The 24,335-nt window shown below is 58.8% G+C and carries 26 protein-coding genes and 1 other annotated feature; of the genes, 13 read left to right on the top strand and 13 right to left on the bottom strand.

Annotated features, from left to right (window positions below; translation table 11 throughout):
- The first annotated feature begins 140 nt into the window (after nucleotides 1-140).
- Complete coding sequence (locus tag OVY48_RS14680) at nucleotides 141-350, top strand: hypothetical protein (RefSeq protein WP_145986180.1); 210 nt, start codon at nucleotides 141-143, stop codon at nucleotides 348-350.
- A 182-nt stretch (nucleotides 351-532) separates the two neighbouring features.
- Here the strand turns inward: OVY48_RS14680 and OVY48_RS14675 are convergent, their stop codons facing one another.
- Nucleotides 533-1,870, bottom strand: a complete 1,338-nt coding sequence (locus tag OVY48_RS14675; RefSeq protein ID WP_120249351.1) for an MFS transporter — start codon at nucleotides 1,868-1,870, stop codon at nucleotides 533-535.
- A gap of 105 nt (nucleotides 1,871-1,975) precedes the next feature.
- Here OVY48_RS14675 and OVY48_RS14670 point away from each other — a divergent pair, with 105 nt between their 5' ends.
- The 3 genes from OVY48_RS14670 (at nucleotide 1,976) to OVY48_RS14660 (ending at nucleotide 5,171) form a co-directional block, all read left to right on the top strand.
- On the top strand, nucleotides 1,976-2,245 hold the full coding sequence (locus tag OVY48_RS14670; protein ID WP_004210814.1) for a metal-sensing transcriptional repressor: 270 nt from the start codon (nucleotides 1,976-1,978) through the stop codon (nucleotides 2,243-2,245).
- 747 nt (nucleotides 2,246-2,992) lie between these two features.
- Nucleotides 2,993-4,042: a carboxylate--amine ligase gene (locus tag OVY48_RS14665; RefSeq protein WP_409593694.1), complete on the top strand. Its 1,050-nt coding sequence runs from the start codon at nucleotides 2,993-2,995 to the stop codon at nucleotides 4,040-4,042.
- Complete coding sequence (locus tag OVY48_RS14660; protein ID WP_313923348.1) at nucleotides 4,029-5,171, top strand: acyltransferase; 1,143 nt, start codon at nucleotides 4,029-4,031, stop codon at nucleotides 5,169-5,171. Before OVY48_RS14665 ends, OVY48_RS14660 begins: the two co-directional genes overlap by 14 nt.
- Here OVY48_RS14660 and OVY48_RS14655 read toward each other — a convergent pair.
- Nucleotides 5,100-5,933, bottom strand: a complete 834-nt coding sequence (locus OVY48_RS14655) for an IS5 family transposase (protein ID WP_038293239.1) — start codon at nucleotides 5,931-5,933, stop codon at nucleotides 5,100-5,102. The two genes, OVY48_RS14660 and OVY48_RS14655, sit on opposite strands and share 72 nt — an antisense overlap.
- A 155-nt stretch (nucleotides 5,934-6,088) precedes the next feature.
- On the opposite strand from OVY48_RS14655, the gene OVY48_RS14650 reads away from it, so the two are divergent.
- Nucleotides 6,089-6,622 carry a GNAT family N-acetyltransferase gene (locus OVY48_RS14650; RefSeq protein ID WP_009821101.1) on the top strand — a complete coding sequence of 178 codons (534 nt, stop codon included), beginning with the start codon at nucleotides 6,089-6,091 and terminating at the stop codon, nucleotides 6,620-6,622.
- Nucleotides 6,623-6,716: 94 nt separating this feature from the next.
- Here OVY48_RS14650 and OVY48_RS14645 read toward each other — a convergent pair whose 3' ends face one another.
- Both OVY48_RS14645 and OVY48_RS14640 read right to left on the bottom strand, forming a co-directional pair.
- The gene (locus tag OVY48_RS14645; RefSeq protein WP_279729919.1) at nucleotides 6,717-6,995 is read right to left on the bottom strand and encodes a hypothetical protein; all 279 of its coding nucleotides are present in this window, start codon (nucleotides 6,993-6,995) and stop codon (nucleotides 6,717-6,719) included.
- A 74-nt stretch (nucleotides 6,996-7,069) separates the two neighbouring features.
- Nucleotides 7,070-7,279 carry a DUF1289 domain-containing protein gene (locus OVY48_RS14640; protein WP_279776204.1) on the bottom strand — a complete coding sequence of 70 codons (210 nt, stop codon included), beginning with the start codon at nucleotides 7,277-7,279 and terminating at the stop codon, nucleotides 7,070-7,072.
- A 92-nt stretch (nucleotides 7,280-7,371) separates the two neighbouring features.
- On the opposite strand from OVY48_RS14640, the gene OVY48_RS14635 reads away from it, so the two are divergent.
- The 7 genes from OVY48_RS14635 to istB all read left to right on the top strand — a co-directional run bounded on the left by OVY48_RS14635 (nucleotide 7,372) and on the right by istB (nucleotide 14,802).
- Entirely contained in the window at nucleotides 7,372-7,647 is a 276-nt protein-coding gene (locus OVY48_RS14635; protein ID WP_004210808.1) for a metal/formaldehyde-sensitive transcriptional repressor, read from the top strand.
- A 50-nt stretch (nucleotides 7,648-7,697) separates the two neighbouring features.
- Nucleotides 7,698-8,600, top strand: coding sequence for a CDF family Co(II)/Ni(II) efflux transporter DmeF (gene dmeF / locus OVY48_RS14630; RefSeq protein WP_279729938.1), 903 nt, complete (start codon nucleotides 7,698-7,700; stop codon nucleotides 8,598-8,600).
- A gap of 387 nt (nucleotides 8,601-8,987) precedes the next feature.
- A complete protein-coding gene (locus OVY48_RS14625; RefSeq protein ID WP_228223019.1) occupies nucleotides 8,988-9,305 on the top strand; it encodes a helix-turn-helix domain-containing protein in 318 nt (105 codons plus the stop codon).
- A gap of 10 nt (nucleotides 9,306-9,315) precedes the next feature.
- Nucleotides 9,316-10,308 carry an AAA family ATPase gene (locus tag OVY48_RS14620; RefSeq protein ID WP_228223020.1) on the top strand — a complete coding sequence of 331 codons (993 nt, stop codon included), beginning with the start codon at nucleotides 9,316-9,318 and terminating at the stop codon, nucleotides 10,306-10,308.
- Nucleotides 10,309-10,367: 59 nt separating this feature from the next.
- Entirely contained in the window at nucleotides 10,368-12,425 is a 2,058-nt protein-coding gene (locus OVY48_RS14615; RefSeq protein ID WP_313923347.1) for a S8 family peptidase, read from the top strand.
- An 87-nt stretch (nucleotides 12,426-12,512) separates the two neighbouring features.
- Nucleotides 12,513-14,033 (top strand): IS21 family transposase, encoded by a 1,521-nt coding sequence (istA, locus tag OVY48_RS14610; RefSeq protein ID WP_313922344.1) that lies wholly within the window; start codon nucleotides 12,513-12,515, stop codon nucleotides 14,031-14,033.
- On the top strand, nucleotides 14,023-14,802 hold the full coding sequence (gene istB, locus OVY48_RS14605) for an IS21-like element ISRsp3 family helper ATPase IstB (RefSeq protein WP_313922336.1): 780 nt from the start codon (nucleotides 14,023-14,025) through the stop codon (nucleotides 14,800-14,802). The genes istA and istB overlap by 11 nt, the downstream gene beginning before the upstream one ends.
- Nucleotides 14,803-14,885: 83 nt before the next feature.
- On the opposite strand, the gene OVY48_RS14600 is transcribed toward istB, so the two are convergent.
- The 4 genes from OVY48_RS14600 to OVY48_RS14585 form a co-directional block, all read right to left on the bottom strand.
- Nucleotides 14,886-15,473, bottom strand: coding sequence for a hypothetical protein (locus OVY48_RS14600; RefSeq protein WP_313923346.1), 588 nt, complete (start codon nucleotides 15,471-15,473; stop codon nucleotides 14,886-14,888).
- 21 nt (nucleotides 15,474-15,494) lie between these two features.
- Nucleotides 15,495-16,859, bottom strand: coding sequence for an esterase/lipase family protein (locus OVY48_RS14595; protein ID WP_228223023.1), 1,365 nt, complete (start codon nucleotides 16,857-16,859; stop codon nucleotides 15,495-15,497).
- A gap of 300 nt (nucleotides 16,860-17,159) precedes the next feature.
- Nucleotides 17,160-17,783 (bottom strand): carbonic anhydrase, encoded by a 624-nt coding sequence (locus OVY48_RS14590; RefSeq protein WP_279729926.1) that lies wholly within the window; start codon nucleotides 17,781-17,783, stop codon nucleotides 17,160-17,162.
- Nucleotides 17,784-17,928: 145 nt separating this feature from the next.
- Nucleotides 17,929-18,558: a cation transporter gene (locus OVY48_RS14585; RefSeq protein WP_279729927.1), complete on the bottom strand. Its 630-nt coding sequence runs from the start codon at nucleotides 18,556-18,558 to the stop codon at nucleotides 17,929-17,931.
- 64 nt (nucleotides 18,559-18,622) lie between these two features.
- Here OVY48_RS14585 and OVY48_RS14580 point away from each other — a divergent pair, with 64 nt between their 5' ends.
- The gene (locus OVY48_RS14580) at nucleotides 18,623-19,024 is read left to right on the top strand and encodes a MerR family transcriptional regulator (protein ID WP_279729929.1); all 402 of its coding nucleotides are present in this window, start codon (nucleotides 18,623-18,625) and stop codon (nucleotides 19,022-19,024) included.
- Between the two features lie 47 nt (nucleotides 19,025-19,071).
- On the opposite strand, the gene OVY48_RS14575 is transcribed toward OVY48_RS14580, so the two are convergent.
- The 5 genes from OVY48_RS14575 to OVY48_RS14555 all read right to left on the bottom strand — a co-directional run bounded on the left by OVY48_RS14575 (nucleotide 19,072) and on the right by OVY48_RS14555 (nucleotide 24,305).
- A complete protein-coding gene (locus OVY48_RS14575; protein WP_279729931.1) occupies nucleotides 19,072-19,947 on the bottom strand; it encodes a bestrophin family protein in 876 nt (291 codons plus the stop codon).
- Between the two features lie 52 nt (nucleotides 19,948-19,999).
- Nucleotides 20,000-20,380, bottom strand: coding sequence for a hypothetical protein (locus OVY48_RS14570; protein ID WP_279729932.1), 381 nt, complete (start codon nucleotides 20,378-20,380; stop codon nucleotides 20,000-20,002).
- 114 nt (nucleotides 20,381-20,494) lie between these two features.
- Nucleotides 20,495-22,597 carry a heavy metal translocating P-type ATPase gene (locus OVY48_RS14565; RefSeq protein WP_313923345.1) on the bottom strand — a complete coding sequence of 701 codons (2,103 nt, stop codon included), beginning with the start codon at nucleotides 22,595-22,597 and terminating at the stop codon, nucleotides 20,495-20,497.
- A gap of 80 nt (nucleotides 22,598-22,677) precedes the next feature.
- A protein-coding gene (locus tag OVY48_RS14560; RefSeq protein WP_096064161.1) for an IS3 family transposase occupies nucleotides 22,678-23,906 on the bottom strand; the annotation gives its coding sequence in 2 pieces (ribosomal slippage) (nucleotides 22,678-23,618 and nucleotides 23,618-23,906; 1,230 coding nt in all).
- Nucleotides 23,511-23,625, bottom strand: a sequence feature (AL1L pseudoknot). (Overlaps the previous gene by 115 nt.)
- A gap of 15 nt (nucleotides 23,907-23,921) precedes the next feature.
- Entirely contained in the window at nucleotides 23,922-24,305 is a 384-nt protein-coding gene (locus OVY48_RS14555; protein ID WP_313923344.1) for a hypothetical protein, read from the bottom strand.
- Between the last annotated feature and the right edge of the window lie 30 nt (nucleotides 24,306-24,335).

The raw sequence follows: 24,335 nt of genomic DNA, 5'->3' as shown, positions 1-24,335 counted from the left end.
GCGGCAGCCAGCCTCGAAAGGCTTGCATTGTGTAATTCCCTCGTAGGTCTGATCAAAAGATGCGCGCAGATGCGCGCCAGGGATCAGGCCTCGGGTGGTCTCAAGAGAGAGGCTGGCCCCGTGGAACCCAACGCGGCAGCGTGGAACAGCTCCCAACGCCCAGCGACCGGCGCAACATCTGCAACTATTACGGGCTGCGACGGGAGATCTGTCGACTGATGCGCGGCATGTGCAGCAATGTGCATCATGTCTGCCAGGTCAGGCTGGTCCTTCGTCTCATGCCGGTCATGGTGATGATCGTGATCGGCGACGCTGGACGCGACCTGCTGGGCCGCATGCGCCTGAGGTAGGGTGTCATGCCAAGTGGTCAACAGGGTCACACCCAACAAAGCGAGCAGGCCGCACAGCGTCGACACGCGCCGACGCCATATGAGCGCCGTGCTGTTACGCCGGGATGAGTGCAATGCTCGCATGGCGCGCACGCTATCTTCGTCACATGCGCTCGGCAAGCCGGATCGACCGAAAGAACGAGTCATGATCTTGGCCAATGCTGATGAAGATCGTCGATCACATAGGCGTGGCCAGCGCTTTGGCCATGCTTGTCCCGAAGGTGGGGATGGTCTGCATCGAGATCGACGTGATCATGCGGAAGTTCGTCAGGATCCGCGCTCGGCCACAGCAAATAAGCAGCGATCACACCAAAATGCGCGATGATCGACATGGCAATGAACGTCATTACCTGATCTTCTCTCGCGCCAAGCTGGCCAGCAAGCGGATAGCAGATCAACCAGCTTCCGTGGCTCAGGGCAAACTGCGCCGCAAAGAGTGCAGGCCGATCTTCCGCATTGGCCGACCGTTTCAATAGCCGTCCCGACGGGGTGACGCTCATCGAATAGGCCATACCCAGGACGAACCAACCCGCGAGCAGTATGGACCAATAGTTGGAAGAACTGCCGAACCAGTGCGTGAGGGCACCCATGATCGCAAGCCCCCAAGCCAGCACTGCTGCGGCAGTGATCATGATCGAGCGGTCGGATATGCGGTCGAGAATACGGGGCAACCCCAGCGCAGCGAGGATAGAGCCTCCACCAAAGGCTGCTAGTGTGAAGGCAACGTCCCGCTGGCCAAGGCCAAGCTGGTCCCGGACAATGACGACAGTGTTGACGATCACCATCGAACTCGCCGCCGCCGACGCAAAGGTCAAAGCGAGAAGGCCGCGCAGCCGTGGCGTCTTGAGGTAAATCCGCATACCCCTGGTGGTCTTGGCATAAATGCCGGTGCGCACTTCCTTACGGTTAAGCGCTCGAGGCAAGGTGGTCGACAGGACCAGAATGGCCGAACCGACGAAACCGACCGCCGTGCCCGAGAATAACCAGTGGAAGTTGATGACAGTCAGCAGGGCAGCCGCAAGCATCGGGCTCGTCAGGCTTTCCATATCATAAGCCAGCCGCGACAGGGCGAGCGCCTTGGTATAGTCGCGCTCTTCCGGCAGGACATCGGGAATGGTCGCCTGAAAAGTGGGCGTGAACGCTGCCGATGCAGACTGAAGCACGAAGATCAGGACGTAGATCTGCCAGATCTCGCTGACGAACGGCAGGCAGATCGCGACGGCGGCGCGCAGCACATCCATCGTGACGAGAAAGGCGCGACGCGGCAGCCTGTCGGCAAAGGCGCCTACGACGGGAGCCACACCAATATAGGCGATCATCTTGATGGCCAGCGCGGTCCCCAGCACTGCGCCTGCCGATCCGCCGGCAATGTCATAGGCGAGCAGCCCCAGCGCGACCGTAGCCAGCCCGGTTCCGACCAAAGCCACCACCTGCGCCAGGAACAGGTGACGGTATGTCCGATTGCTCAACACCGAAAGCATTGCATGACCTCATCACGAATCATCCTCCCCGGGGGGATATGAATGAGGCTTGCAGTATCCCCCCGGGGAGGATACTGCAAGCCTCATTCCTGGAGTAGATTCTGCATGGCTGATCATCAGCACGAGACGCACCCTGCGATCATAAAGCGATTGAACCGCGCTGGCGGCCACCTGCGCAGCATCGTGACGATGATCGAAGAAGGACGCTCCTGCGTCGAGATCGCTCAGCAGCTGCAAGCAGTCGAGAGTGCGATCGTCAACGCCAAGAAGACCCTGATCAACGACCATATCGATCATTGCCTCAGCCATAGCCAGGATAGCGGCGGCGTCTCCAAGGCTGTTGAAGAATTCCGGGCAATCTCACGATATCTGTGAGGCCATTTCTGTTATAGGCCTCCGAGCGCAACCCGAACTGAGCATGTGAGCCGAGGCGACATGACACAGCTGATCCGCTGCATAATGCTGACAGTTCTGGCGATCCTCGCTCAAGGAGCGGCTGGAGCCGCCCTGCCGCACGCGCCGCTTCAGGGACATCATTACGAATATACCCATACCGATCCAGTAGGTAAGGCGCACACTGAGCCGGCGGATCTGGTTGACGGGCAGACGGACGAACTCCCTGACGGTTCTCACCGTCACACCGGCCATCACACGCACGGATCAGCAGACGACGTCAGGATAGCTGGTGTGGGCGACCGGCACCGCCGTATTCTCAAGCGTCAGTTCCGTCGGTCTGATGACCAACAGCTGACGATCGTCCCCTCCCCTCCGCTACTAGAGCCGCCCTCCGCCTGATGCCGCCGCGCCCTTTTCGTAGGGCGCCCGATCTTCCGATTGGTCTGACCTGCCAGTCTGGCAGCGGCTGTGATGCTTTGCGTCCGTCGCTGCCTTCGGCACGTTCGAAAGGCATCTTCTGTGGCAACACTGCATTCTGGCGGGCGTCCTTTGCGCCCGCACCCACCTGCTATCGTGCTCGGGCTCGATAGCGCGATCAATCTCAGCATCATCCGTGAACTCGGCCAAAAGGGCGTGCCGGTCATCGGCGTCGGGACGGCCGCAACCTCAATGGCTGCAGCCTCACGACATTGCTCGCAAGCCATCATCCGTCCGGCCGGGCCAATCATGTCCTGGATGCCCGACATCGTACGTCGCACGGGCGCGATGGCACTATTCGCTGTGTCCGAAACCGATTTGCTGCAACTGGCGTCAGGTCCGAAGTACATCGGCAAGTGCGAAGTTCTGACGCCCCGCTTGGAGCAATTGCAGCGGGCGCTCAGCAAGAGCGACACACTGAGCGCAGCCAGAAAGCTCGGGTTCGACGTGCCGCAGACATGGCAACCTCGAGCCGGCGAAGATTTCGCCGCGCGGATCGCTGAGCAGACCTTCCCCGCTATCGCCAAGTGGGACAACCCAAATGACATCCTCCCCCTTCTCGAAGAGGCTGGCCTCAAATGGGAGAAGGCAGAGTTCATCAGCAATGTCGGCCAACTCGACCGTTTGCTTGATCGCTTCCAAACAATAGGCCGCTGGCCGCTGATCCAGTCCTATTGCGATGGCGTGGGGCTCGGTCAAATGCTCTACATGGCGCGCAATCGCGCGACGCTGCGCTTTCAGCATGTGCGCCTACATGAATGGCCGCCAGAAGGTGGGGTGTCGACGCTCTGCTACAACGAGCCACTCTATCAACATCAAGCGCAGATGAAATTGTCGGAGCGCCTGCTTCAGGACTTGGAGTGGGAGGGCCCGGCCATGGTCGAGTATCGCTATGATGCTGCGCGGAAGCGCTATTGGCTCATGGAAGTAAACGGCCGTTATTGGGGCAGCCTCCCTCTCGCTCGCCACTGTGACATACTCTTCGCCTGGGAAGCCTATCGCCGGTCGGTCCTGGGCCAGGTCGTCGACGCGCCAATGGGCCGACAGGACATAATTCAGGCGCGCTACATGATCCCTGAAACGAAAAGGCTGATGCGCCTGCTCGTCGGGAAATCGAGCGTAGATGAGCGCGTCGCTAAATATAGCCGCCTGCATGAGCTACGATCCTACCTCGCAGACTTCGTGCGCCCGAACATGCGCTACTATGTCTTCGACAAGGACGATACCGGCCCATTCTATCAAGATGTCCGCAACATGGTTGGGAAGATTTTCAAGGGGGGCGGCCATGACCCTCGTTGAACAGAAGGTCGATGTGCGTTCTGATCGGCTTGAACAACAACCGGTCAGCGGCCCGTTCAGGAACAGGCTGAAGGAACTCGACGCCCTGCGCGGGATCGCAGCGATCAGCGTGATGCTGTTCCACTACACCTCGATCTATCCCGACTTCTTTCCCGAGCACCGCAACATCGGAGTGAGATTCGATGCCGGAGGCTATGGCGTCTTCCTGTTCTTCGGCATCTCCGGTTTCGTGATCAGTCGGACGCTGGAAAACACCGCGGGCATCGCCGACTTCACCATCAAGCGTGTTGCCCGGCTCTTCCCAGCCTATTGGGCGGCGGTGCTGATCACGACGCTGGTCGTGCAATGGAGCGGGACCGAACGTCTACAGGCGGAATTCGAAACGATCCTGATCAACCTCACCATGTTGCAAGGCTTCTTCTTCGTCCCGTCGGTCGATGGCGTGTACTGGACGTTGACTGTCGAACTTGCCTTCTACATCTGCGCCGCCCTCGCATGGATGGCGCGCAGGCGGGTGCGCATCGAGTACCTGCTTTCTGGTTGGATGGCAGTTGGCGCGATCGCCTCCGTCTCCGAGATAGCGCCGTATCGGGTACAGATGCTCCTGGTGAACCAATACAGCCCGTTCTTCGCCATTGGTGTGCTCACCTACAGAGCGTGGTCAGCACAACGGCGCTATCTCGACCAACTTCCCTATTTCGCGATGGCGTTGGCGATACTGAGCTTCAATGGCGGCGCCGCCTTCCTGATCGCCGGGGTTGGAATTCAGGTGATGCTCTGGCTGGCCATCAACGGCCGCCTGTCCGCGATCACTCATCCTATTCTGCTGTATCTCGGCGCTCTCAGCTACCCGCTGTATCTCATCCACCATCACGCCGGCTTCGTGCTGCTCCGGGCAATCGACCGCGCACAGATAGGCCCCTTCGCGGGGGTCATCGTCACGTCGGCAACGATGCTTGGTCTGGCAGCCCTCCTGCACCACAGCATCGAGGCACCTGCGGAGCGGGCCATCCGAACATGGTGGCTCAGGCGCCTTAGAGCCCGATTCAAAAGTTTCTCAGGCGTAGCAATACCTTGCGGTTCTGCGGATGAGCATGCGGATAGAAGCGATCATAGCCCAGGCGGTTGAAGAGGCGATGGTCGCTTCCCAGTCCTTTGCGAGGCGGCGACACCGTCCCAGCCAGGCGAAGGTGCGCTCGACGACCCAGCGGCGCGGGAGGACTTCAAAGCCCTTGGCTTGATCAGATCGTTTGATGATCTCGATCACCCAGTTCCCGGCTTTGGCGAGTGCCGTTCTGAGCTTGTCACCGGCGTAGCCACCATCGGCGAAGATATGGCGCAGCCAAGGGAAGCGCTGGCAAATCCTTTTGAGCACGTCGACGGCGCCATCCCGGTCCTGAATATCGGCGGTGTGCACGAGGATGGAGATCAGAAAGCCGGAGGTGTCGGTCAGGATATGACGCTTTCGACCTTTGACTTTCTTGCCTGCGTCATACCCACTCGGACCGCCGCTCTCGGTCGTTTTCACGCTCTGGCTATCGATGATGCCCGCACTGGGAGAGGCTTCGCGCCCCTCGATCTCTCGCAGGTTCATGACCAGCAGCGTGTTCATCACCTCAAACAATCCCGCGTTACGCCAGGCGTAGAAATAGCGCCGGACCGTCGAGACCGGTGGAAAGCACTTGGGCAGCAGGCGCCAGGCACATCCGGCCGAGGCCAGGTAGAGCAACGCGTTGGCCACTTCACGCATATTCGTGCTGCGACGCCGACCGCCGTGCTTTGCCGGAGGAATGAACGGTGCCACCAGCGCCCACTCTCTGTCCGTCATGTCGCTTGGATACCGCAGTCCTTTGCGGCTATGCTCATCTCGAGCAATGCCAGTCCATGCCATTGATCACTCCATCTCTCGCAAGGACGGCGTGAATCATAACATGCTGGTATTGCTCAACAACTTTTGGATCGGGCTCTTAGCCCCCAGCCAGTCTGATCGAGCTTCCTCTTCGGTCGCCATCCGCGCGGCCATCTGCACATCATGAAAGACCCAATATGCTCTTTGGCAACACCGTGGCCCTCGGCCCCATTTTCCCTGTCGATCTCGAGCGCCTGTTCCGCTGGATGGACAATGCCGACGACGCTCGCCTGAATGAACCCTACCGACCGCTTAACTGGCAGCATCAGGAAGCATTCTGGCTAAATGCCGATCAGGACGCCTCACGCGTCTTCTTCGCTATTCGCGTGCAGGACGCTCCGCATATTGTGGGATTCATCCAAATCCACAAAATCCACGCCATCCATCGATCGGCCCTTATCGGCATCCGCATCGGTGAGGTCGAAGACCGCGGCAAAGGCTTGGCAGCAGACGCGATGGCAGTCGCCATTGAATATTGCTGGCGTGATCTCAACCTGAGCAGGCTCGAACTGAACGTCTTCGCCCATAACGAACCCGCACGGCGGCTGTACCATCGGCTGGGTTTTGTCGAAGAGGGCACCTCACGCAACGCGCTCTTCATGGGCGGGAACTGGATCGATGTGGTGAACATGGCGCTGATGCGACCAGATCGCGTCGCCCCTGAGGGTTAGGCATTCATGCCCGGTTAGGGCGGATTTGTTAGGAACAGCAATCCCGCAAGAAATTGAGACCATGAAACCGACGATCTTACTGACCGCCTTGGCCCTATGCTTGTCCGCATGCGGTCCCGTCCATCCCAGATGGAAGAACGAAAGCTCCCATGACATCCGTGTGACCTATTTCAAAGGCACGGCGCACTATGGGGTGCTCATCAAACAGGGTCGGGAAAATGTCCCCGTTGCGCCATTCGATTTCCAATCGGTCGAACGGATTGAAATCGAAGATAGTGGCCAGACACAGCGTCTTACCAAAGCCGCTGTGTCTCAGATGCACACCGAGTGCGGCCACGGCTATTCCTGCCGCATCCGGTACGGCGACGATCATCAGTTGAAGGTCGCGCCTGGCTAACAGCTTCCGCTTGCCACCCATCGCACCGACGACATCAGCCGAAAGGCCGGTCAGTCATCGGTGCGATCATTCGTCAGGCCCTTTGCGCGCAGCTTGGACAGGCGCTGCGGTAGATCCGCAGCAACCTTGCGCGCCTCGCCCGGGCGCAGATTACGCCAACGGCGCACTTCCTCACGAGAACGGCCGCAACCACGGCACCAGCCGGACGAGGCGTCGAAACCACAAAGGTCAATGCAAGGCGAGCGCACAGATCGTTCCATCGAATTTAATTGAATACCATACCCCCCTACCCTATACAGCATCATCCTACCAGCAGCAATTTGCTGCATGACATCGAGGCTGTCGAGGGAAAATGGCTCACATCAATGAAAACCGAGACGCGTTACTCGGGCGAATCAAGCGCATCGCGGGCCAGGTTGGCGCAGTAGAGCGCGCGCTTGGCGGCAATGCGAATTGCACCGAAGTCCTTCATCTGGTCGCAGCCGTTCGCGGCGCCGTGAATGGGCTTCTCGATGAGATCATCGTCGAACATCTGGAGGCCCATGTCGCACGCGACGGTCTGTCGCCCGAAGAACGCCAGCAAGGCGCAGAGGACCTCGTCACGATCATCCGGAGGTACAGCAAGTGAGCACCAAGACCGCCGTGCTGGCCGACACCGGCCACCTGACGCACGAACATATGTTCCTGGCCGCCAGCCATGACGACAATGCCCGCCGGACACTCTGGGTCGTGGTGCTCACCGCCCTCATGATGGTGGCAGAGATTGTCGCTGGTTACACTACTGGATCGATGGCCCTACTGGCTGATGGCTTCCATATGGCCACCCATGCCGGAGCGCTTGGTGTTGCAGCCGCGGCTTATGCCTACGCGAAACGCAATGCTCATAACGGCGACTTCAGCTTCGGCACCGGGAAAGTCGGGGATCTCGCCGGCTTCGCATCGGCCCTCGTCCTGGGCATCATCGCCCTCGCTATCGGCGTTGAGTCCGTCATGCGGCTGTTTGAGCCTATCAACGTCGCCTTCGCGGAAGCCACATGGATCGCAATCCTCGGACTGCTCGTGAACATAGCGTCGGCCTTCCTCCTATCTGGTGGTCATGGGCACGACCATGGTCATCACCACCACCACGATCATGGGCATTCGCATGGCCACAGCCATGGTGGCGACAACAACCTGCGTTCCGCCTATATGCATGTTCTCGCTGATGCCCTGACATCGGTGCTGGCAATCGCAGCTCTGTTGGCCGGCCGCTATCTGGGCTGGGTGTGGATGGATCCAATCATGGGCATCGTCGGCGCCATCGTGATTGCGCGCTGGTCACGGTCGCTGATGCGCGACACGGCCGCCATTCTCCTGGACCGCACAGATCGCCACGTAGCCGATGAAGTCCGCGAGTTGGTCGAAACGACAGGCGATGCCCGGATCACGGATCTGCACGTCTGGAAGGTCGGCCCCGAAGCCCACTCAGCGATCGTCGGCGTCTCTGCCCAACCGGGCGTAGATGCGACGGAAATCCGGCGACGCCTTGTGCCCGTTCATGAGCTTCAACACCTCACCGTCGAAGTCGCAACCGTGGCATAACCGACAGGAATGCAGTGATTTATCCCACATTTTCTTGAATCGCGAAAATGTGGGATAAATTTTGGAACGCGTGATCCAAGCGATGAGATTTATCGCACGAAAGCCGCCTGCATCTCGCTACCTTCTCATCGAACACAGAGAAAAGCCCGGTTCGCGGGACACATTGATCTCGTCATTCTAAGTTAACCTGAGAAGAGGCGATCGCCCTTGCGACTGAGAATGCGCCGGCCCTTACGGCCTTAACAGCCCACCTGGGCGCCGCTGTAGCCGAACGCATACGGCTTGCCGATCCTAATGACCAGCTGGCCTTGAAACAGCAACGACGATGCAGCACCAGTTCGTTGCATAAACTGTTGCTTTTTTATTCAAAACTGCAATAAGTGCGCCATGCCTCGCCCAGCCCGCAAATCAGACGCCGACCTTGCCGCCCAGGTCGATGCACACCTCAAAAATCAGGGCATTTCGGCGACAAAACTGGCAAAAAGCTTGAATATTAGCGTTAGCACTTTGACCCGCTCGATGAAGCTCAAAGAATTTTCAAAAGGCCTAAGTGAAAAACTCTCTAAGGAGCTCGATGGAAATTATGAGAACCCTGTCGAATCGTTGCATAAAGCATTGCATATTCTGGCAGAGGTGGATAGAATTCGAAGCGAAGTAGAAATGACTGTCCGTAGAGCATTGAACCGCCTAGAGGCCGCGCGGTAGGAGTCTGAAGATGGCGAGCAGCAAGCAACTCATCGGAATGATCCGCAGTCACGCCGCAGGGGACGATTCTCGTTTCTTGGCCATCGCGGAACACATCGCACTTGACGCTGAGAAAGCTGGCCGAACACGAATGGCCGGCGAACTTCTCGGTCTGATCAAGAACTTGCGCGCCGAAACCGAGACGCGTCGACCAGCGACCCGACCCACACCCATTTCGGCACCGCGCGGTGAACTCGCCGGACTGATGCGGGCCGCCTATCCCGAGGCACGCCTTTCGGATCTAATCTTGCCCGAGTCGCTTGATGCACGCATCCGCAGTATCGTTCGGGAACACAACGCCCGTGAGACCTTGGCAGAGCACGGCCTCACTCCGCGCCGAAAAATCCTACTTTCCGGCCCCCCGGGGACGGGCAAGACCACGACTGCTGCTGTACTGGCTGGCGAACTCGGGCTTCCGTTGTTCACCATTATGCTAGACGGCGTGATCACCAAGTACATGGGTGAAACCGCAGCCAAGCTGCGCCTTATCTTCGACGCCGTCCAATCGGTGCGGGGCGTATACCTTTTCGATGAGGTCGACGCTTTGGCGACCAGCCGAGGCGCTGACAACGACATCGGCGAAGCTCGGCGGATGCTGAACTCCTTGCTGCAGTTTCTCGACGAGGACTCCTCCGGAAGCATTCTGATTGCAGCGACCAACCATCCCGGCCTGCTCGATTCAGCAATATTCCGCCGTTTTGATGCCGCCCTAGTCTACCAGCATCCGACCTCCGATGAGATCGAACGCGTCCTATGTTCTAATCTCCTGCAGTTCGACTTAGGCAACATCAACTGGCATGAGTTAACGTCCGTTGCGCTGGGCCTCAGCCAAGCGGACCTTGCAGCTGCCGCGAAAGATGCAGCCCGCCATGCTGTACTCGACAATGACGGTGTCATCGAAACGGCAAATCTCTCGAGGTCGATAAGCGATCGAGCACAACTTCATTCGAACTCAAGCACTTGAAGCATTGAGCGCGTTGACCTTCGATCCAATGTGAGTAATCACATCGGAAAGGGGGCCAAATGGCACGTTACGATCATATTCGTCTTCGCAACCTGGGCGTTGCATCTGCAGAGTTCGCATCTCCCGACGTCGGACGTAAATCACGCCCGACGTTTGTCGAGCGCCGGCGTGAGCACGGTCAACGGTTGGCACGGGATCTCGACCAGCTCCGCGCCATGTTCGCCAGTTCAATGGAGCGCCAAGCACTTTATGGCATTCCGGAGAAAAAGCGCGGCAGTGCGATATCGATAACGTCCAGACCAGGGCAGCCCCTTGATGTCGGCACCCTTAAACTCGAAACCCGTGATTACTCTGTCCTCGGCGTCAAACTAATCAAAACAAGGCGTAATCACGATAGCAACGAGAATGAAACTACGCGCCAGCAGGCCCGTGTTTTCTACACCCAAAAAGGGTTCGAGCAGTTGCTGAACCGTCTGGACGAATACATCGACTGGAAGCCGGGCAGGCCTCGTCGACCTTTAAACTTCTGGCTGTTCGAAGGTGCTGAGTCATTCGACGAGATGGGTATCGAAGGATATTGGAACGACGATCGCGGCAGAATGCCCAGGACCGCGAAGCGCGCGGAATGGGAAGTCTGGACCCGAGCTTCGTTAAGCGAAGAGCTCGACGACGCCATGCGTGAGCTTGAAATCAGCAGTCGTGGGAATGTGACAGAATTCCAAGATATCGCCGTTCACAACATGCTTGCCACACGTGCCCAAATCCAAGAGCTCATCATTGGCACTGGCGCAATCGTAGAATTACGGGGCGCTTCGAATTTCGTGGCACGGGATCACGACATACCCCCGAGTCTGCGCCAAGAACGAGTCCACGAACTGGCAGCACGAGTGCAATCTGCGCAGGTGACAGATCCAATCGTCACTCTGCTAGACACGGGCGTTGCCCGGACGCATCCTCTCCTCAAGCAGTCACTACCTGCCAACCGATGCTATACAGTCAATCCGCGCTGGGACCCATTCGATTCCAATGGTCACGGAACCTGCATGGCCGGTGTGGCCTTGTTTGGAGACCTTTCATCAGCACTCAACTCCACAGGGCCGATAACTCTCACTGCAAACCTCGAAAGCGTGACCGTCTCCGAACCTGGAAGCAACGCACGGCTACCAGCGAGGGATGCATTGGCGCGGGCGGTAAATCTGGTGGAACGAAATCCCGGTAATCGTGTCTATTGTCTGGCTGCCACTTCCGTAGGTGAAGCAGAATCCGGGATTCCTACCAGCACGTCGGCAACACTCGACAAATTAGCATTCGGCGATGGGGAAGACACTCGTCTCTTTTGTACAGCGGTCGGAAACGTCGATACCGCTGCAACCAACCCCTACCAGATCAGCCAATATGATCGCCTGAACGAATTTCATGGAATTCAATCGCCAGCTCAATCGTTCAATGCGCTGTCTGTCGGGGCTGCTACCCAATTGCGCTCTATCGCCAATCTCGTAGCGCCGGTCGGTGATTTGTCGCCTACGTCACGCACGGCCTTGAGTTGGGACGACGAGCGCGCGCACAAGCCTGACATCGTCATGGAAGGCGGGAATCATATAATCCGCAGCTGCGGTAAGACATCACAGCCGCACCCGAACGATATGGTCATGACCACTGGCCGCGACTTCCAGAAGATGCCAATCACCATAACAGGCGAAACCAGTGCGGCCACGGCAGCCGCTGCCCGGCTCGCAGCGAAGGTGATGCATCGCTATCCGGGAATCCGCCCAGAAACAGTACGTGGCCTCATCGTGAATTCGGCGCGCTGGACCGAAGCCATGGAAGCGCGGATGAAATTGCTCGTTCGCCGTGGGATGTCGGAATCGCGTGCCGCCTATCATATCCTTTCCTGCTATGGCTGGGGCATCCCAGACGAAGACCGCCTGTTTAACAGCGCCGACAACGCCCTCACGCTACTGGTTGAAGACACCATGCAACCTTACGAGCGGACAAAGACCAGCTCGAAGCTCCACGAAATGAAGTTCTTCAAACTTCCATGGCCCGACGATGCCCTCAGGAAGCTGGGCGGTACGCAGATACAAGTCCGGTGCATGTTGAGTTGCACTGAGAAGTGACCCGGAAGGGTTATAAGTTTTCACTGAGAATTGACCCATGTTTTCCTAGCCCCTGGCTGACAGTCAGGAGGCATCGGAGTGATCGACATGGACTTACTCAGTGTGATCCGCCGCTGGCATTTTCGGCAAGGCATCCCCATTCGCGAGATCAGGCGGCGGACTGGATTATCGCGCAACACGATCCGCAAATATCTGCGCGATGACGCGGTGGAGCCGACGTTCAAGGTTCCCAAACGGCCGAGCAAGCTTGATCAGTTTGCAGAAAAATTGACGACGTGGCTGCGGGTGGAATCCGGCAAGTCGCGCAAGCAGAAGCGAACAGCCAAGCAGCTATATGCTGATCTGGTTATGCTGGGCTACGAGGGGTCATATGGCCGTGTTGCCGCCTTCGCCCGAGCGTGGAAGACCGAACGCCAATATGAAAAGCAAACCAGCGGGCGCGGTACATTCGTACCGCTGATCTTCCAGCCCGGTGAGGCCTTCCAGTTCGATTGGAGTGAGGATTATGCCCTTCTGAATGGCCGACCTGTCAAGCTGCAGGTGGCCCATACCAAGCTCTCCCACAGTCGGGCGTTCATTACGCGAGCCTACCTGCTTCAAACCCACGAGATGTTGTTCGATGCGCTGACGCATGCATTCCGGGTGCTGGGCGGCGTGCCGCAGCGTGGTATATTCGACAATATGAAGACGGCTGTAGACCGGATCGGCAAGGGTAAAATCCGGCAGGTCAATGCGCGGTTCGCTGCCATGGCCAGTCACTACCTGTTCGAGACGGATTTTTGCAATCCGGCCTCAGGCTGGGAGAAAGGCCAGGTCGAGAAAAACGTTCAGGATGCGCGTCGGCGGTTATGGCAGCCAATGCCCAGCTTCCCGGATCTTGATGCCCTCAATGCCTGGTTGGAAGAGCGGTGCATCGCACAATGGGGAGAAATCCAGCATGGCGTCCTGCCCGGCACAGTTGCCGATGTGCACGCCGCTGAGATTATCAGCCTGATGCCGATGGGAAGGGCCTTCGATGGCTTTGTCGAGCATACCAAGCGCGTGTCGCCCACCTGCCTGATCGCGTTCGAGCGCAATCGCTATAGCGTGCCTGCTTCCTTTGCGAACCGGCCAGTGAGCCTGCGGGTCTATCCCGATCGGTTGGTTATCGCGGCCGAGGGGCAAATCTTGTGCGAGCACAACCGAATTATCGACCGCTCTCACCAGAAGCCGGGGCAGACGATCTATGACTGGCGGCACTATCTGGCAGTTGTTCAGCGCAAGCCTGGCGCTTTGCGCAATGGAGCGCCATTCCTGGAAATGCCCGAAGCCTTCCGGCAACTGCAGGGGCATCTGCTCAAACGGCTTGGTGGTGACAGGGAGATGGTCGAAATCCTCGCCCTCGTTCTACAGCATAATGAGCAGGCTGTACTCAGCGCAGTCGAACTGGCCCTTGAAGCCGGGGTGCCGACCAAAACCCACATCCTCAATGTTCTGCACCGCCTGATCGATGGCAAGGCTCCACCGGCATCCCCAATCGATGCCCCGCAAGCCCTGCGCCTCGCCCAGGAGCCTGTGGCCGATGTCGAACGCTACGACACGCTGAGGACGTTACGCCATGCGTCATGATCCCGCCAGCGCCGCTGTGGTTGTCATGCTACGCGGCCTCAAAATGTATGGCATGGCGCAAGCCGCCGGCGATCTGATCGAGCAGGGCGCGCCAGCCTTTGACGCTGCCGTTCCGATCCTCTCCCAGCTTCTCAAAGCGGAAATGGCCGAGCGCGAGGTCAGGTCCATTGCTTACCAGATCAAGGCAGCCCGGTTCCCGGCCTACAAGGATCTGGCAGGCTTCGACTTTGCCGTCAGTGAGGTCAACGAGGCGCTCGTGCGTCAACTTCATCGTGGTGACTTTATGGATAGCGCCGACAACGTCGTACTGATCGGCGGACCAGGCACCGGCAAAAGCCACATCGCGACGGCTTTGGGCGTCCAGGCGGTTGAGCATCACCGCAAAAAGATCCGCTTCTTCTCTACCGTCGATCTGGTCAATGCGTTGGAGCAGGAAAAGGCCGCAAACAGGGCGGGCCAGTTGGCCGAGCGTCTGTTGCGCCTCGACCTCGTCATCCTTGATGAGCTGGGATATCTACCCTTCAGCCCTTCAGGCGGGGCCATGCTGTTCCATCTGCTCAGCAAACTCTATGAGCGGACCAGCGTTGTTATCACCACCAACCTGAGCTTCAGCGAGTGGTCCAGTATCTTTGGCGATGCGAAAATGACCACCGCCCTGCTGGATCGCCTCACGCATCATTGCCACATCCTTGAAACCGGCAATGACAGCTTCCGCTTTAGGGCCAGTTCCGCCGCCCCAAAACCCAGAAAGGACAAATCACCCGCTTGACCCTGCTCGTCGCAGGCAGCACATCAACCTCGCCCACCCGGGTCACTTCTCAATGAAAATCCCGGGTCACTTCTCAGTGCAACTCAACAGCCATCTTCAAAAATGGTGATCCTGCCTTCACCGCCCACGGCCTCGAAGGCAGAGGATGAAACCTGTGCCATCACCTCGATCTTGTTCCAACCTTGCTCAAATATACCCAGGTTGAGCGGGGAAGTTGCAACATCAGGGCAGTGAACCTTCAGGTCGATCGTAATCGTCACCTCGTGCCCTGCTATCAGCTTATCCGAGGTAGAAACTTCCGGGTATCGAATTACCGGGCTCGCATTAGGCGGCACGTTCCCGGAGGAGCCTTTTTTCCCATCATCACCCGAATTATCCCAGGGGTCGACGAGATACCAATCGTTGGTTGCAGGCTCCAGGGTTCCTGCAACTTCAATCTCAGCCTTGATCTCATGCTTTGTAAGAAAGGCCGCCACCATGCGGATCGCTACCGTTCGCGCATGCTCAGAATGAACCTGGCCTTCGATGCGAGCGAACTTGCCGCTCAAGGTGATCTTCAAAGAGTCGACCTGGCCGGGGATCTCGCGTGCAAGACGCGCAAGCACTTTTGCGGTCAATTCCTCGACCGTCTCCCAACTGAAAACGCCGTAGTCGATATGGTCATCGGTCATGTATGCCCCCACCGCGCGCGCCTAGGCGGCCAAGACGACATCTTCAATCCCGGGGACAATATTCCCGGAAACTCGCAGTCGCCATGCGCCTTCTGGTAGTGTCAATTCACCGACATAGCTCTCGCCATCTTTGTGAAGTACGGTCGATGGCCCCGGCGATCCATCTTCGGTCTCGGCCTGAGCGACCAATTGCTGCTCGTTCACGCCACCTTGCACAGTGGCGATCAATGGAAATGCGATCCCAGCTTCGTATGCGTCGTCCAACCAGAGACTCACGCCACGCCGTGGGGGTGCTGATCGGAACTTGTCCATATCCAGCCCCATGAATTTTACCGCCGCTAGCATATGCTCACGAACGCTCTCTTCCTTGCAGAGGCTGGAATGGGCACCCCAAACATGGGTCGCCACGCCAGCGTCCAGATCGACGGGGAGCGCCGATGGTGCTGGCACCGTTCCATCACCACCGATATCGCGCAGTTCGATGCCTTCCATATCGGTCAGCAGTTCGACGCCGTTGCTGGTGAGACTTGCCGACTGGAATGTCGGCTGACGAACTCCGATCACAGGGGAAAGATAATCCGCCCTATAGCCGTCAAGCTGCCGGTTCTGTGCGATCGCGTCCTGGATCTCGCTATGGAAGGACGCAGCCTTCTCCACCATAGCCCGATTTAGATTCGGTACTTCAGTCTCGCTAACGCGATGATGCTGCCCTCCCTGCATGATACACGGATATGTCGGCAGCAACTGGTGAACCGACGCAAAAGATCGAAGCGGAAGGGTGGCATCGGCATGGAGCGGTCCAATCCCTTTCGATAAACCATTAGCTAGGAAACCCAGCGCGTTCAGAGATCCTCTATGAGGCGTTCCTAGGGTGAACAGCCGGCGGACGTTCTGCCAGCCGCCAAGACATTCGATGTAGTACCGCGATACCAGCCCACCCATCGAGTGGCCGATAAGAATGACCTTCGCAGCGTCATTCCCCGAGGCTTTGCGCCAATTGGCCAGCTTCTCATCGACGAAGGTAGCCAGCCGCTTGGCGCTGACACGGTTGTCGCGACGCCAGTCGTAAGCGAACGGGAAGAAATTCTCTCCCTGCCTCAGCCCTACTGACTGCCGCAGCATCTGCCCGAAACCACCGTACAGATCGGACTTCATGAGCCCTGGGATCATGGAAATGCCACCAATCACCTCTCCCGGTCGAATCCCATCTCCAAGATCAATGTCGTGTGATTCGCTTGAGATGATTAGATCTTCAAGCTGATGCTCTCGCAGCGTCTTTAGAATGAAACCCGACGTTAAATTCCAAAGGACTTTGCCTCCCCGGACCAATGTGGATCCGGCTATCCCAGGCAGAAATATGACAACGTCAGGAAATGTGCTGCTCATACGTCCCAAAATAAAGTTTCATATGCGGATTTTCCATCTCAAGACTTTCTTGTGCATACCCTGCTCGTTGTCCAGCACCGAAATGGTCAGCAGTTTGTTGTGTTGGCCCCAGCATCCTTGCGCTTGGCTGCACCTCGCATGTGCCGCTCATCTCAGTAGCTTGATGCTCGAAGGGATCTTCGCTTCGATCGGGCTATCGCCTCGCGCTAATCAGACGCCCGCCTTCCTCTGAACCTTTGCTTGCCCGACTCTGCCCCACATCTTCGAGATGCGAAGATGTGGGGCAGCATCACGAATTCATCAGAGCCAGCGAACCCGGCCGGTCGACAATTCGTACACAGCACCCACGACCTTCAACTCGCCACGCTCCTGCGGTTCGATCAGCATCGGCTCCGAAAATTTCTGCAGGCGTTCGACCATGCGCCGGACATTTTCCTCGACAGCGGTATCGACCAGCTTGTCTTCGCCGACATTGCGCTGAGCAGCCAGAACGGCCGGTACGATCGGCTCGATCATACGAGCGATGCTGCCCGGGAATCGTGTGTCCTTCGTCACGACGTCGGCCGCAGCCGCAACGGCGCCGCACTTCTCATGCCCCAACACGACGATGAGCGGCACCTTCAGCACGGCCACCGAATATTCGATGGACCCCATGCCGGCGGTGTCCACGTTGTTACCGGCAGTCCGGACAATGAACAGTTCGCCGAGGCCGGCGCCGAACAGCTGTTCTGGGCCAACGCGAGAGTCCGAACAGCCCACGAGCGTCGCGAACGGCTGCTGACCTTCGGCGAGCGCCAGTCGCCGCTCGCGTGACAAGTCGGCCGGCACCGGCGCATCGGCCACGAATGCCTCATTGCCGTCGACCAGACGCTGCAAGGCCTCGTCCGGGGCCGGTTGCGTGCTGATTACGCTTGCAGTTGCCACTTCTTACTCCTTCACATGAATGGGCGCGCGAAGCAGATAGGAACCGTCTATCGCCGGCGCCCAACGCGATCGTAACGATTGATTTCTAGCCCTTAGCGCTCGTTGGAAGATGTAACGGCCACGCTCAGCCTTTGATCCAAGCTCATCAGGCAGACGTCCGTCGCCAAGAGGGTATAGCCTCCGCCAGGACTTTCCACGCCGAGCGTAGGAAGATAATCGCAATGATCCCGCCAATGGCGATGTCTGGCCATGCCGCACCCGTGATCCCTACCAGGCCCGCAGCTACCAGTACCCCCACATTCGACGCGACGTCGTTGCGGGAGCATTCGAAGGTGCTGGACATGTTGACGTTGAGTTTGCGGAACCGCCACAAGAGCGCCAGGCAAGCCAGATTGGCCGCTAGGGCAATACTTCCAAAGATCATCATCAGGCCGGACGATGGCGGCACTCCGTTGACGATCTTGTCCGCGATCTCGAAGATTACGACGACGCCGAATGCCAGAATGATTGCCCCCTTCGCAATCGCGGCACCAGCCTCCCACCGGCTACCGCGATGCAGTGCATAGAGGCTAAGAGCATAGACAAACGCATCACCCAGCATGTCGACGGAATCCGCCATCAAGGCCGAGGAGCGGGCAACAACGCCGCCGCCGAACTCAGCAATGAACATCACGAGATTGATCACCATAACAATGATCAGGACGCGCCGCTGATCCCGCTTTTCAGCCAGTTTTGCGAGAGTATCGCCTTTCTTCGAGCAGCAATCATGCGCCATTTATGCGGTCCTTCACGATGTCGGACCTGTCTTATGCACCCTGAAGTGACTATAGGGTCAAGCTATGAAAATTGGCGATCTCGCAAAACTGACCAGCACACGGGTAGAGACCATTCGCTTTTACGAGAAGGAAGGCCTGATCCCTGTCCCGTCAAGAAATGCTGGCAACTATCGGATTTACGAAGACTCCCATCTCAAGCGGCTATCCTTCATTCGCCGCTCCCGCGATCTTGGCTTCACATTGGATGAGGTTCGCAAACTGCTGAAGCTGGCAGATGACCGGGACGCTCCGTGCGCGCAAGTCGATGCCATAACGGCCAGCCACATCGCTGAAATCGACCGGAAGATCGAAGATCTGACAGCCTTACGCGACCAACTGCTTTTACGGCTCGACGCTTGCACCGGCAGCACCATAGGCAACTGCCTCATCATCGAGTCACTTAGTCCCCGCCAACCGACGAATTAATGCAGCAGCGTGCATTCGTAAGTCGAGTGAGCTTGTCCCACCCTCCCCTACCACTGCGTTCCCGCCACAGGAGGAAGCGGCCCAGGCCCCTTCCGCCCCAGAGACTCCAAAAGGTCGATTTCGATCGTCCGACACATCGTAGATAGCGGCACGTCATGGACGGTGTTGGCAAACGGATCCGTCAGATCCTGTCCGATCCGCAACGCAGCCAAGAAGATCATCCCGATCAGGGTCGATCCTATCGGTGTGTAGAGATCCAACGTCTCCACCAACGAGATCGGCAACAACACGCAGAACAGTCGCGTAAAGAAGTTCGGCATGAACTCGAAGCCGCTGGGCAGCGGCGTGTTCTTGATCCGCTCCATGCCACCCTGGGCATTGGCGATGTCGATCATCACTCGTTCAAACAGGGACTGCTGTATGGTGTCGATCTTCCCGTCAACCCGCGCTCCAGACACAATGCGGGACATATCCTCGAGCAGCGCATTGGGGCGGTTAGTACGCTCAGCAGCGACTTCGGCCGCCTCCTTACCCGCCAGCCGCTCAATATCCTCTGTCGGATCCTGCCCCCGCAGCCGGCACCGCATCGCGTGCGCGAAGGATATCTGCCGCAACACGATGGCCTCCGCTTCCGGGCCAGCTGGCAGCACATTGCGGCATAACCGAGCCATACTGCGCGAGGCGTTGATCAAGGCGCCCCATAAGGTGCGCGCCTCCCACCAACGAGCATAGGCCGCGTTAGTCCGGAAGCCGAGAAACAAGGCGATGGCCGTGCCGAACAGTGCGACCGGCAGCGCCGGCTCCTTGATCGGCATGTATCGGTGAAAGATGGTGACCGCCACATCCCAAGCGAACAGGATGGTCAGTGGCTTCCAGATTTCGAGTATGATCTGCTGCAGGCGGGGACGCGCTCCGACGATCATCGCGGTGCTCCATTGTCTATGATATGAGAAATATAGCGTCCAATCCTTAAAATCAGGGGATGAGCGCGGATTCAGGTTGACGAGCGCCTGTTCGGTTCAGGATGTCGAAGTTGCCCTCGGCAAAGAAGCCAATGTGCACCGGCTTGGGCGATAGGTTGTTCCAAGACCATTCGTACAAGCTGCCATGCTGCGGTCGTAATTCCCCACGCTGAGCGCCCGACGCAATTGTATCGGCGAGGATGGAGCCCTGGTGCCCATCTTCCAGGCGAAGGCGATAGCGGACCTTCGCGCCGCGGCTCTCGCTTACGAACCTTACGGTCCCGGCTCCGGCGACATAGGCTGCTACGCGTTGCGTCTCGCCCGGCTGGATCGTGAAGTGCACACGCTTCGTGGCGGGAGGATCATTGAGTGATGCGTGCAGTCCGCCGGACATCGCCCACACTCCCACCACAGCGAGAGCGACGCATATCAGTATGCCTGTCCCGACGAAGATGGCGTCGAATCTTCCGATCCTCACGTCGCTTCTCGATGGTGGTCCGCGTTCTGCTTAGACACGGACCGGATCTCGATACGCCAGAAGCCGCAGCGCGTTGATAACCACCAACAGCGTTGACCCCTCATGAAGGGCGACAGCCGGTCCGATGCCAAGACCCAGGATGGTCGCCGGTACGAGGAAGGCGACGACACCCAGGCTGACGAACACATTCTGCCTGATAACCCAGCGCGTGCTCCGGCTGAGGCCCACCGCAAACGGCAGGTGCGACAGATTGTCGGCCATGAGCGCCACATCGGCTGTCTCCAAAGCAACATCTGAGCCGGCTGCGCCCATGGCGATACCCACGGTTGCGGTCGCCATAGCTGGTGCGTCGTTCACGCCGTCGCCGACCATGGCGACCTTGGTCTCGGCCCGCAGCTTCTTGATGGCCTCGACCTTGTCTTCAGGCATGAGATCGCCCCAGGCTTCATCGATCCCGACCTGCTTGCCTATGGCATCAGCCACACGCTGATGATCGCCCGAGATCATGATCATCCGCTTGATGCCGATCTCGCGCAGGCGTTCCAGCGCCGCGCGGGCTGCTTCGCGCGGCGTATCCAGAAGACCGATAGCCCCCATATCCCGCGAGCCGCTGCGCACGACCATGCTGGTCTGTCCTGCCTCCCGGAGCGTCTTGATCGCAGCATCCATCTCGGCGGACAGCGGGGCGATGCCGTCGCTGCCGAACATCTCGGCCTTACCAATGAGAACTTCGTCCTCACCGACAAGAGCCGAGATGCCGCGACCCGTGAGGCTTTTCAGATTTTCAGCCTCCGGAACTGGATGATCGCCAATATGCTCGCGCCCATCTCGCGCAATTGCCTGGGCCAAGGGATGGTCGCTGAGGCTTTCTACAGCCACCGCCAGCGCCATCAGCTCTTCCCTGGTGACGCCAGGCGCCGGGATGATCTGCTGGATGCGCGGCTCGCCCATCATCAGCGTGCCGGTCTTGTCGAATGCGATAGCGTCGAGCGAACCCAGCAGTTCGAGTGGGGCACCGCCCTTCACCAGGACGCCGCCACGCGCCGCACGGGCAACACCCGACAGCACGGCGCTCGGCGTCGCAATGGCCAACGCGCAAGGGCTGGCGGCCACAAGGACGGCCATCGCCCTATAGAAACTGTCGCGGAAAGGCTCGTCGACGACCACCCATGCGAATAGCAGCAGGAAGGCGAGTGCAAGGACTGCGGGCACGAAGAAGCGCTCAAAGCGATCCGTAAACCGCTGCGTGGGCGACTTCTGCGTCTCCGCCTCGCTGACCATCTTCACAACCTTGGCCAGCGTGCTTTCGCTCGACAGCCGCGTGACCTCGATCTCGATCAGGCCGCTGCCGTTGATCGTCCCGGCGAAGACCCGGCTGGCTGCAGCGACGCGATCAGGATTGGCCCGAGCAGCGTCCGCGCTTTCGACCGGCTCCTTATCGACCGGGATGCTTTCGCCAGTGACAGGCGCCTGATTGACCGCAGAATTGCCCTTGATGACGAAGCCATCGGCCGCGATGCGTTCGTCCGGTTTGATGATGACCACGTCGCCAAGGACCAGTTCCTCGACCGGTACGACGCTGGAGCCACCGTCCATCCGTCGAACGGTAGCCGTCCGCGGCGCCAGTTCGGCCAGCGCTTCGATTGCACGCTTTGCGCGACCCATGGCGTAGTGCTCTAGCGCATGCCCCAGACTGAAGAGGAACAGCAGCAAAGCACCTTCGGCCCATGCCGCAAGAGCGGCCGCACCTGCTGCTGCCACAAGCATCAACGTGTCGATCTCGAAGCGCTTCTGACGCAGATTTTCGATAGCCTCACGCACGGTGTAGAAGCCGCCGAAGACATAAGCTGCGATGAAGAGAGCGAACGGAACCCAGGCGGGTGCCGTCAGGAACGTCTCGATGAGGTAACCCACGCCCAGTGCGCCGCCGCAGGCCAAAGCGAAAATCAGCTCGGTGTTGGGTCCAAGCAGTCCGCCATGCCCATGATCGTGATCGTGCTTCTCGCCTGCCGGGTGATCGTGATCCTTGTCATGGTCATGTGCCGACGGCTTCTTGTCCGGAGCGGTGAGAGCCCTCGGGCTTACACCTGCATCGCGAAGCGCCGTAAGAATTCCATCTTCCGAAGTGAGCATACGATCGAACTCGACCCGCACTGTCCCAGGAAGAATGGCTTTGAAGCGCCCCGGGTTTTCAGGAGGCAGTTTTCATTTGGCTATGCAGCCATATCGAGGTTCTCGAGGGCTGCATAGTAATTGTCTTCGGCCTCAGCGGGCGGGATGTGCCCGATAGGGCCGAAGAGCCGGTGATTATTGTACCAATCGACCCAGCGCAGCGTTGCCATTTCCACGGCCGAAACGCTTGGCCATGATCGCTGCCGCCAGATGACCTCGGCCTTGTAAAGGCCGTTGATCGTCTCGGCTAAGGCGTTGTCGTAGGAATCACCTACGCTACCGACCGAGGGGACGAGTTTGGCCTCGGCCAAGCGCTGGGTATAGTTCATCGCAAGATATTGAACTCCCCTATCGCTATGGTGGATCAGTCCATCATCGGGATCTGGCCTGCGGGCATGAATCGCCTGCTCCAGGGCATCCAGAACGAAGCTGGCAGTGGCTGACGTGCTGACCTTCCATCCGACAATCCGCCGGGCAAAAGCATCAATCACGAAGGCGACATAGACGAAGCCTGCCCAAGTATGCACGTAGGTGAAATCGACGACCCACAGGGCGTTTGGCCGGCTGACGCGAAATGCCCGATTGACCTTGTCCAGCGGACACGGCGCCTTCGGGTTGCTGATGGTGGTGATCGTCTTCTTCCCACGACGGACGCCTGCCAGCCCCATGGCGCGCATTAATCGTTCCACCGTGCATTTCGCCACCATGATGCCTTCACGCCGCATCTGGTGCCAGACCTTGCGTGCGCCATAGAGACCGAAGCTGGCCTCATGGACCCGCTTGATCTGCTCCCTGATCTCGTCATCACGCTGCGCACGTGCTGGACGCCTGCCGGGATCGGCACTACGCGCGGCGTGTTCATGGTAGGAGGATGGGGCGATTGCCAGTTCCCGGCAGATCGGCTCGATACCCAAATCCTCGCGATGGACGTCGATGAACGCCATCATCATCTCCCGGGGCGGTCGAGCTCCGCCATCGCAAAATACGCAGATGCCTTGCGCAAAATCTCGTTGGCCCGGCGTAGTTCCTTCACTTCGCGCTCCAGCAATCTCAGGCGTTCCCGGTCATCCGCCGCCAGCGCCGCTGGCCCCGCTCGTCGGCTCGCCTCCTCGCGGCACCACCGGCGCAGCGTCTCCAGCGAGCAGCCGATCTTCGCCGCGATCGACTTCATCACTTCCCATTCCGAGCCGTACTCGGCCCGCTGCTCCACCACCATACGAACCGCCCGCTCGCGGACTTCAGGTGAAAATTTGTTGGTTGTCTTGCTCATAACGGATGCTCCTTCTCACAAGTTGGAGCCTCCTGGAAACCCGGGGCGCTTCACTTCGGCTTCGAGCACGCCTGACAGCGCGCGAAGCGTTTCGCCAATGGACCTGGCCCGCCTCTGGTGGCCGATGCCGTCGACCTCCCACACCACATGGCCGATGCGCTCTGCGATCTGCGTCCCCGCCGCCTTCGCAAGCTCCCGGATACGCGGAAGTGAGATCGCGTCCGGATCATAATGGATGCACAGCTGCGGCAGTGTGCCCGCTGACTCCTTGGTTACATGCACTTCAGCGACGCCGGGACGGCTTTCGATCAAGGATATCAGGCGCGAAACGCAGCCATCAGCCGTGTCGATGACTTCGGGGAGCAGCAGGGGGACATCGAGGCGGAGTTTTTCAATCATGACCATAATCCTGGTTGGGGCACGCTATCT

The organism is Sphingobium sp. SA2, from assembly GCF_032227065.1.
In the GTDB taxonomy this organism is placed as follows: Bacteria; Pseudomonadota; Alphaproteobacteria; order Sphingomonadales; family Sphingomonadaceae; genus Sphingobium.
The sequence above is the reverse complement of the archived record's forward strand: the minus strand, read 5'-3'. Positions and strand labels throughout refer to the sequence as shown.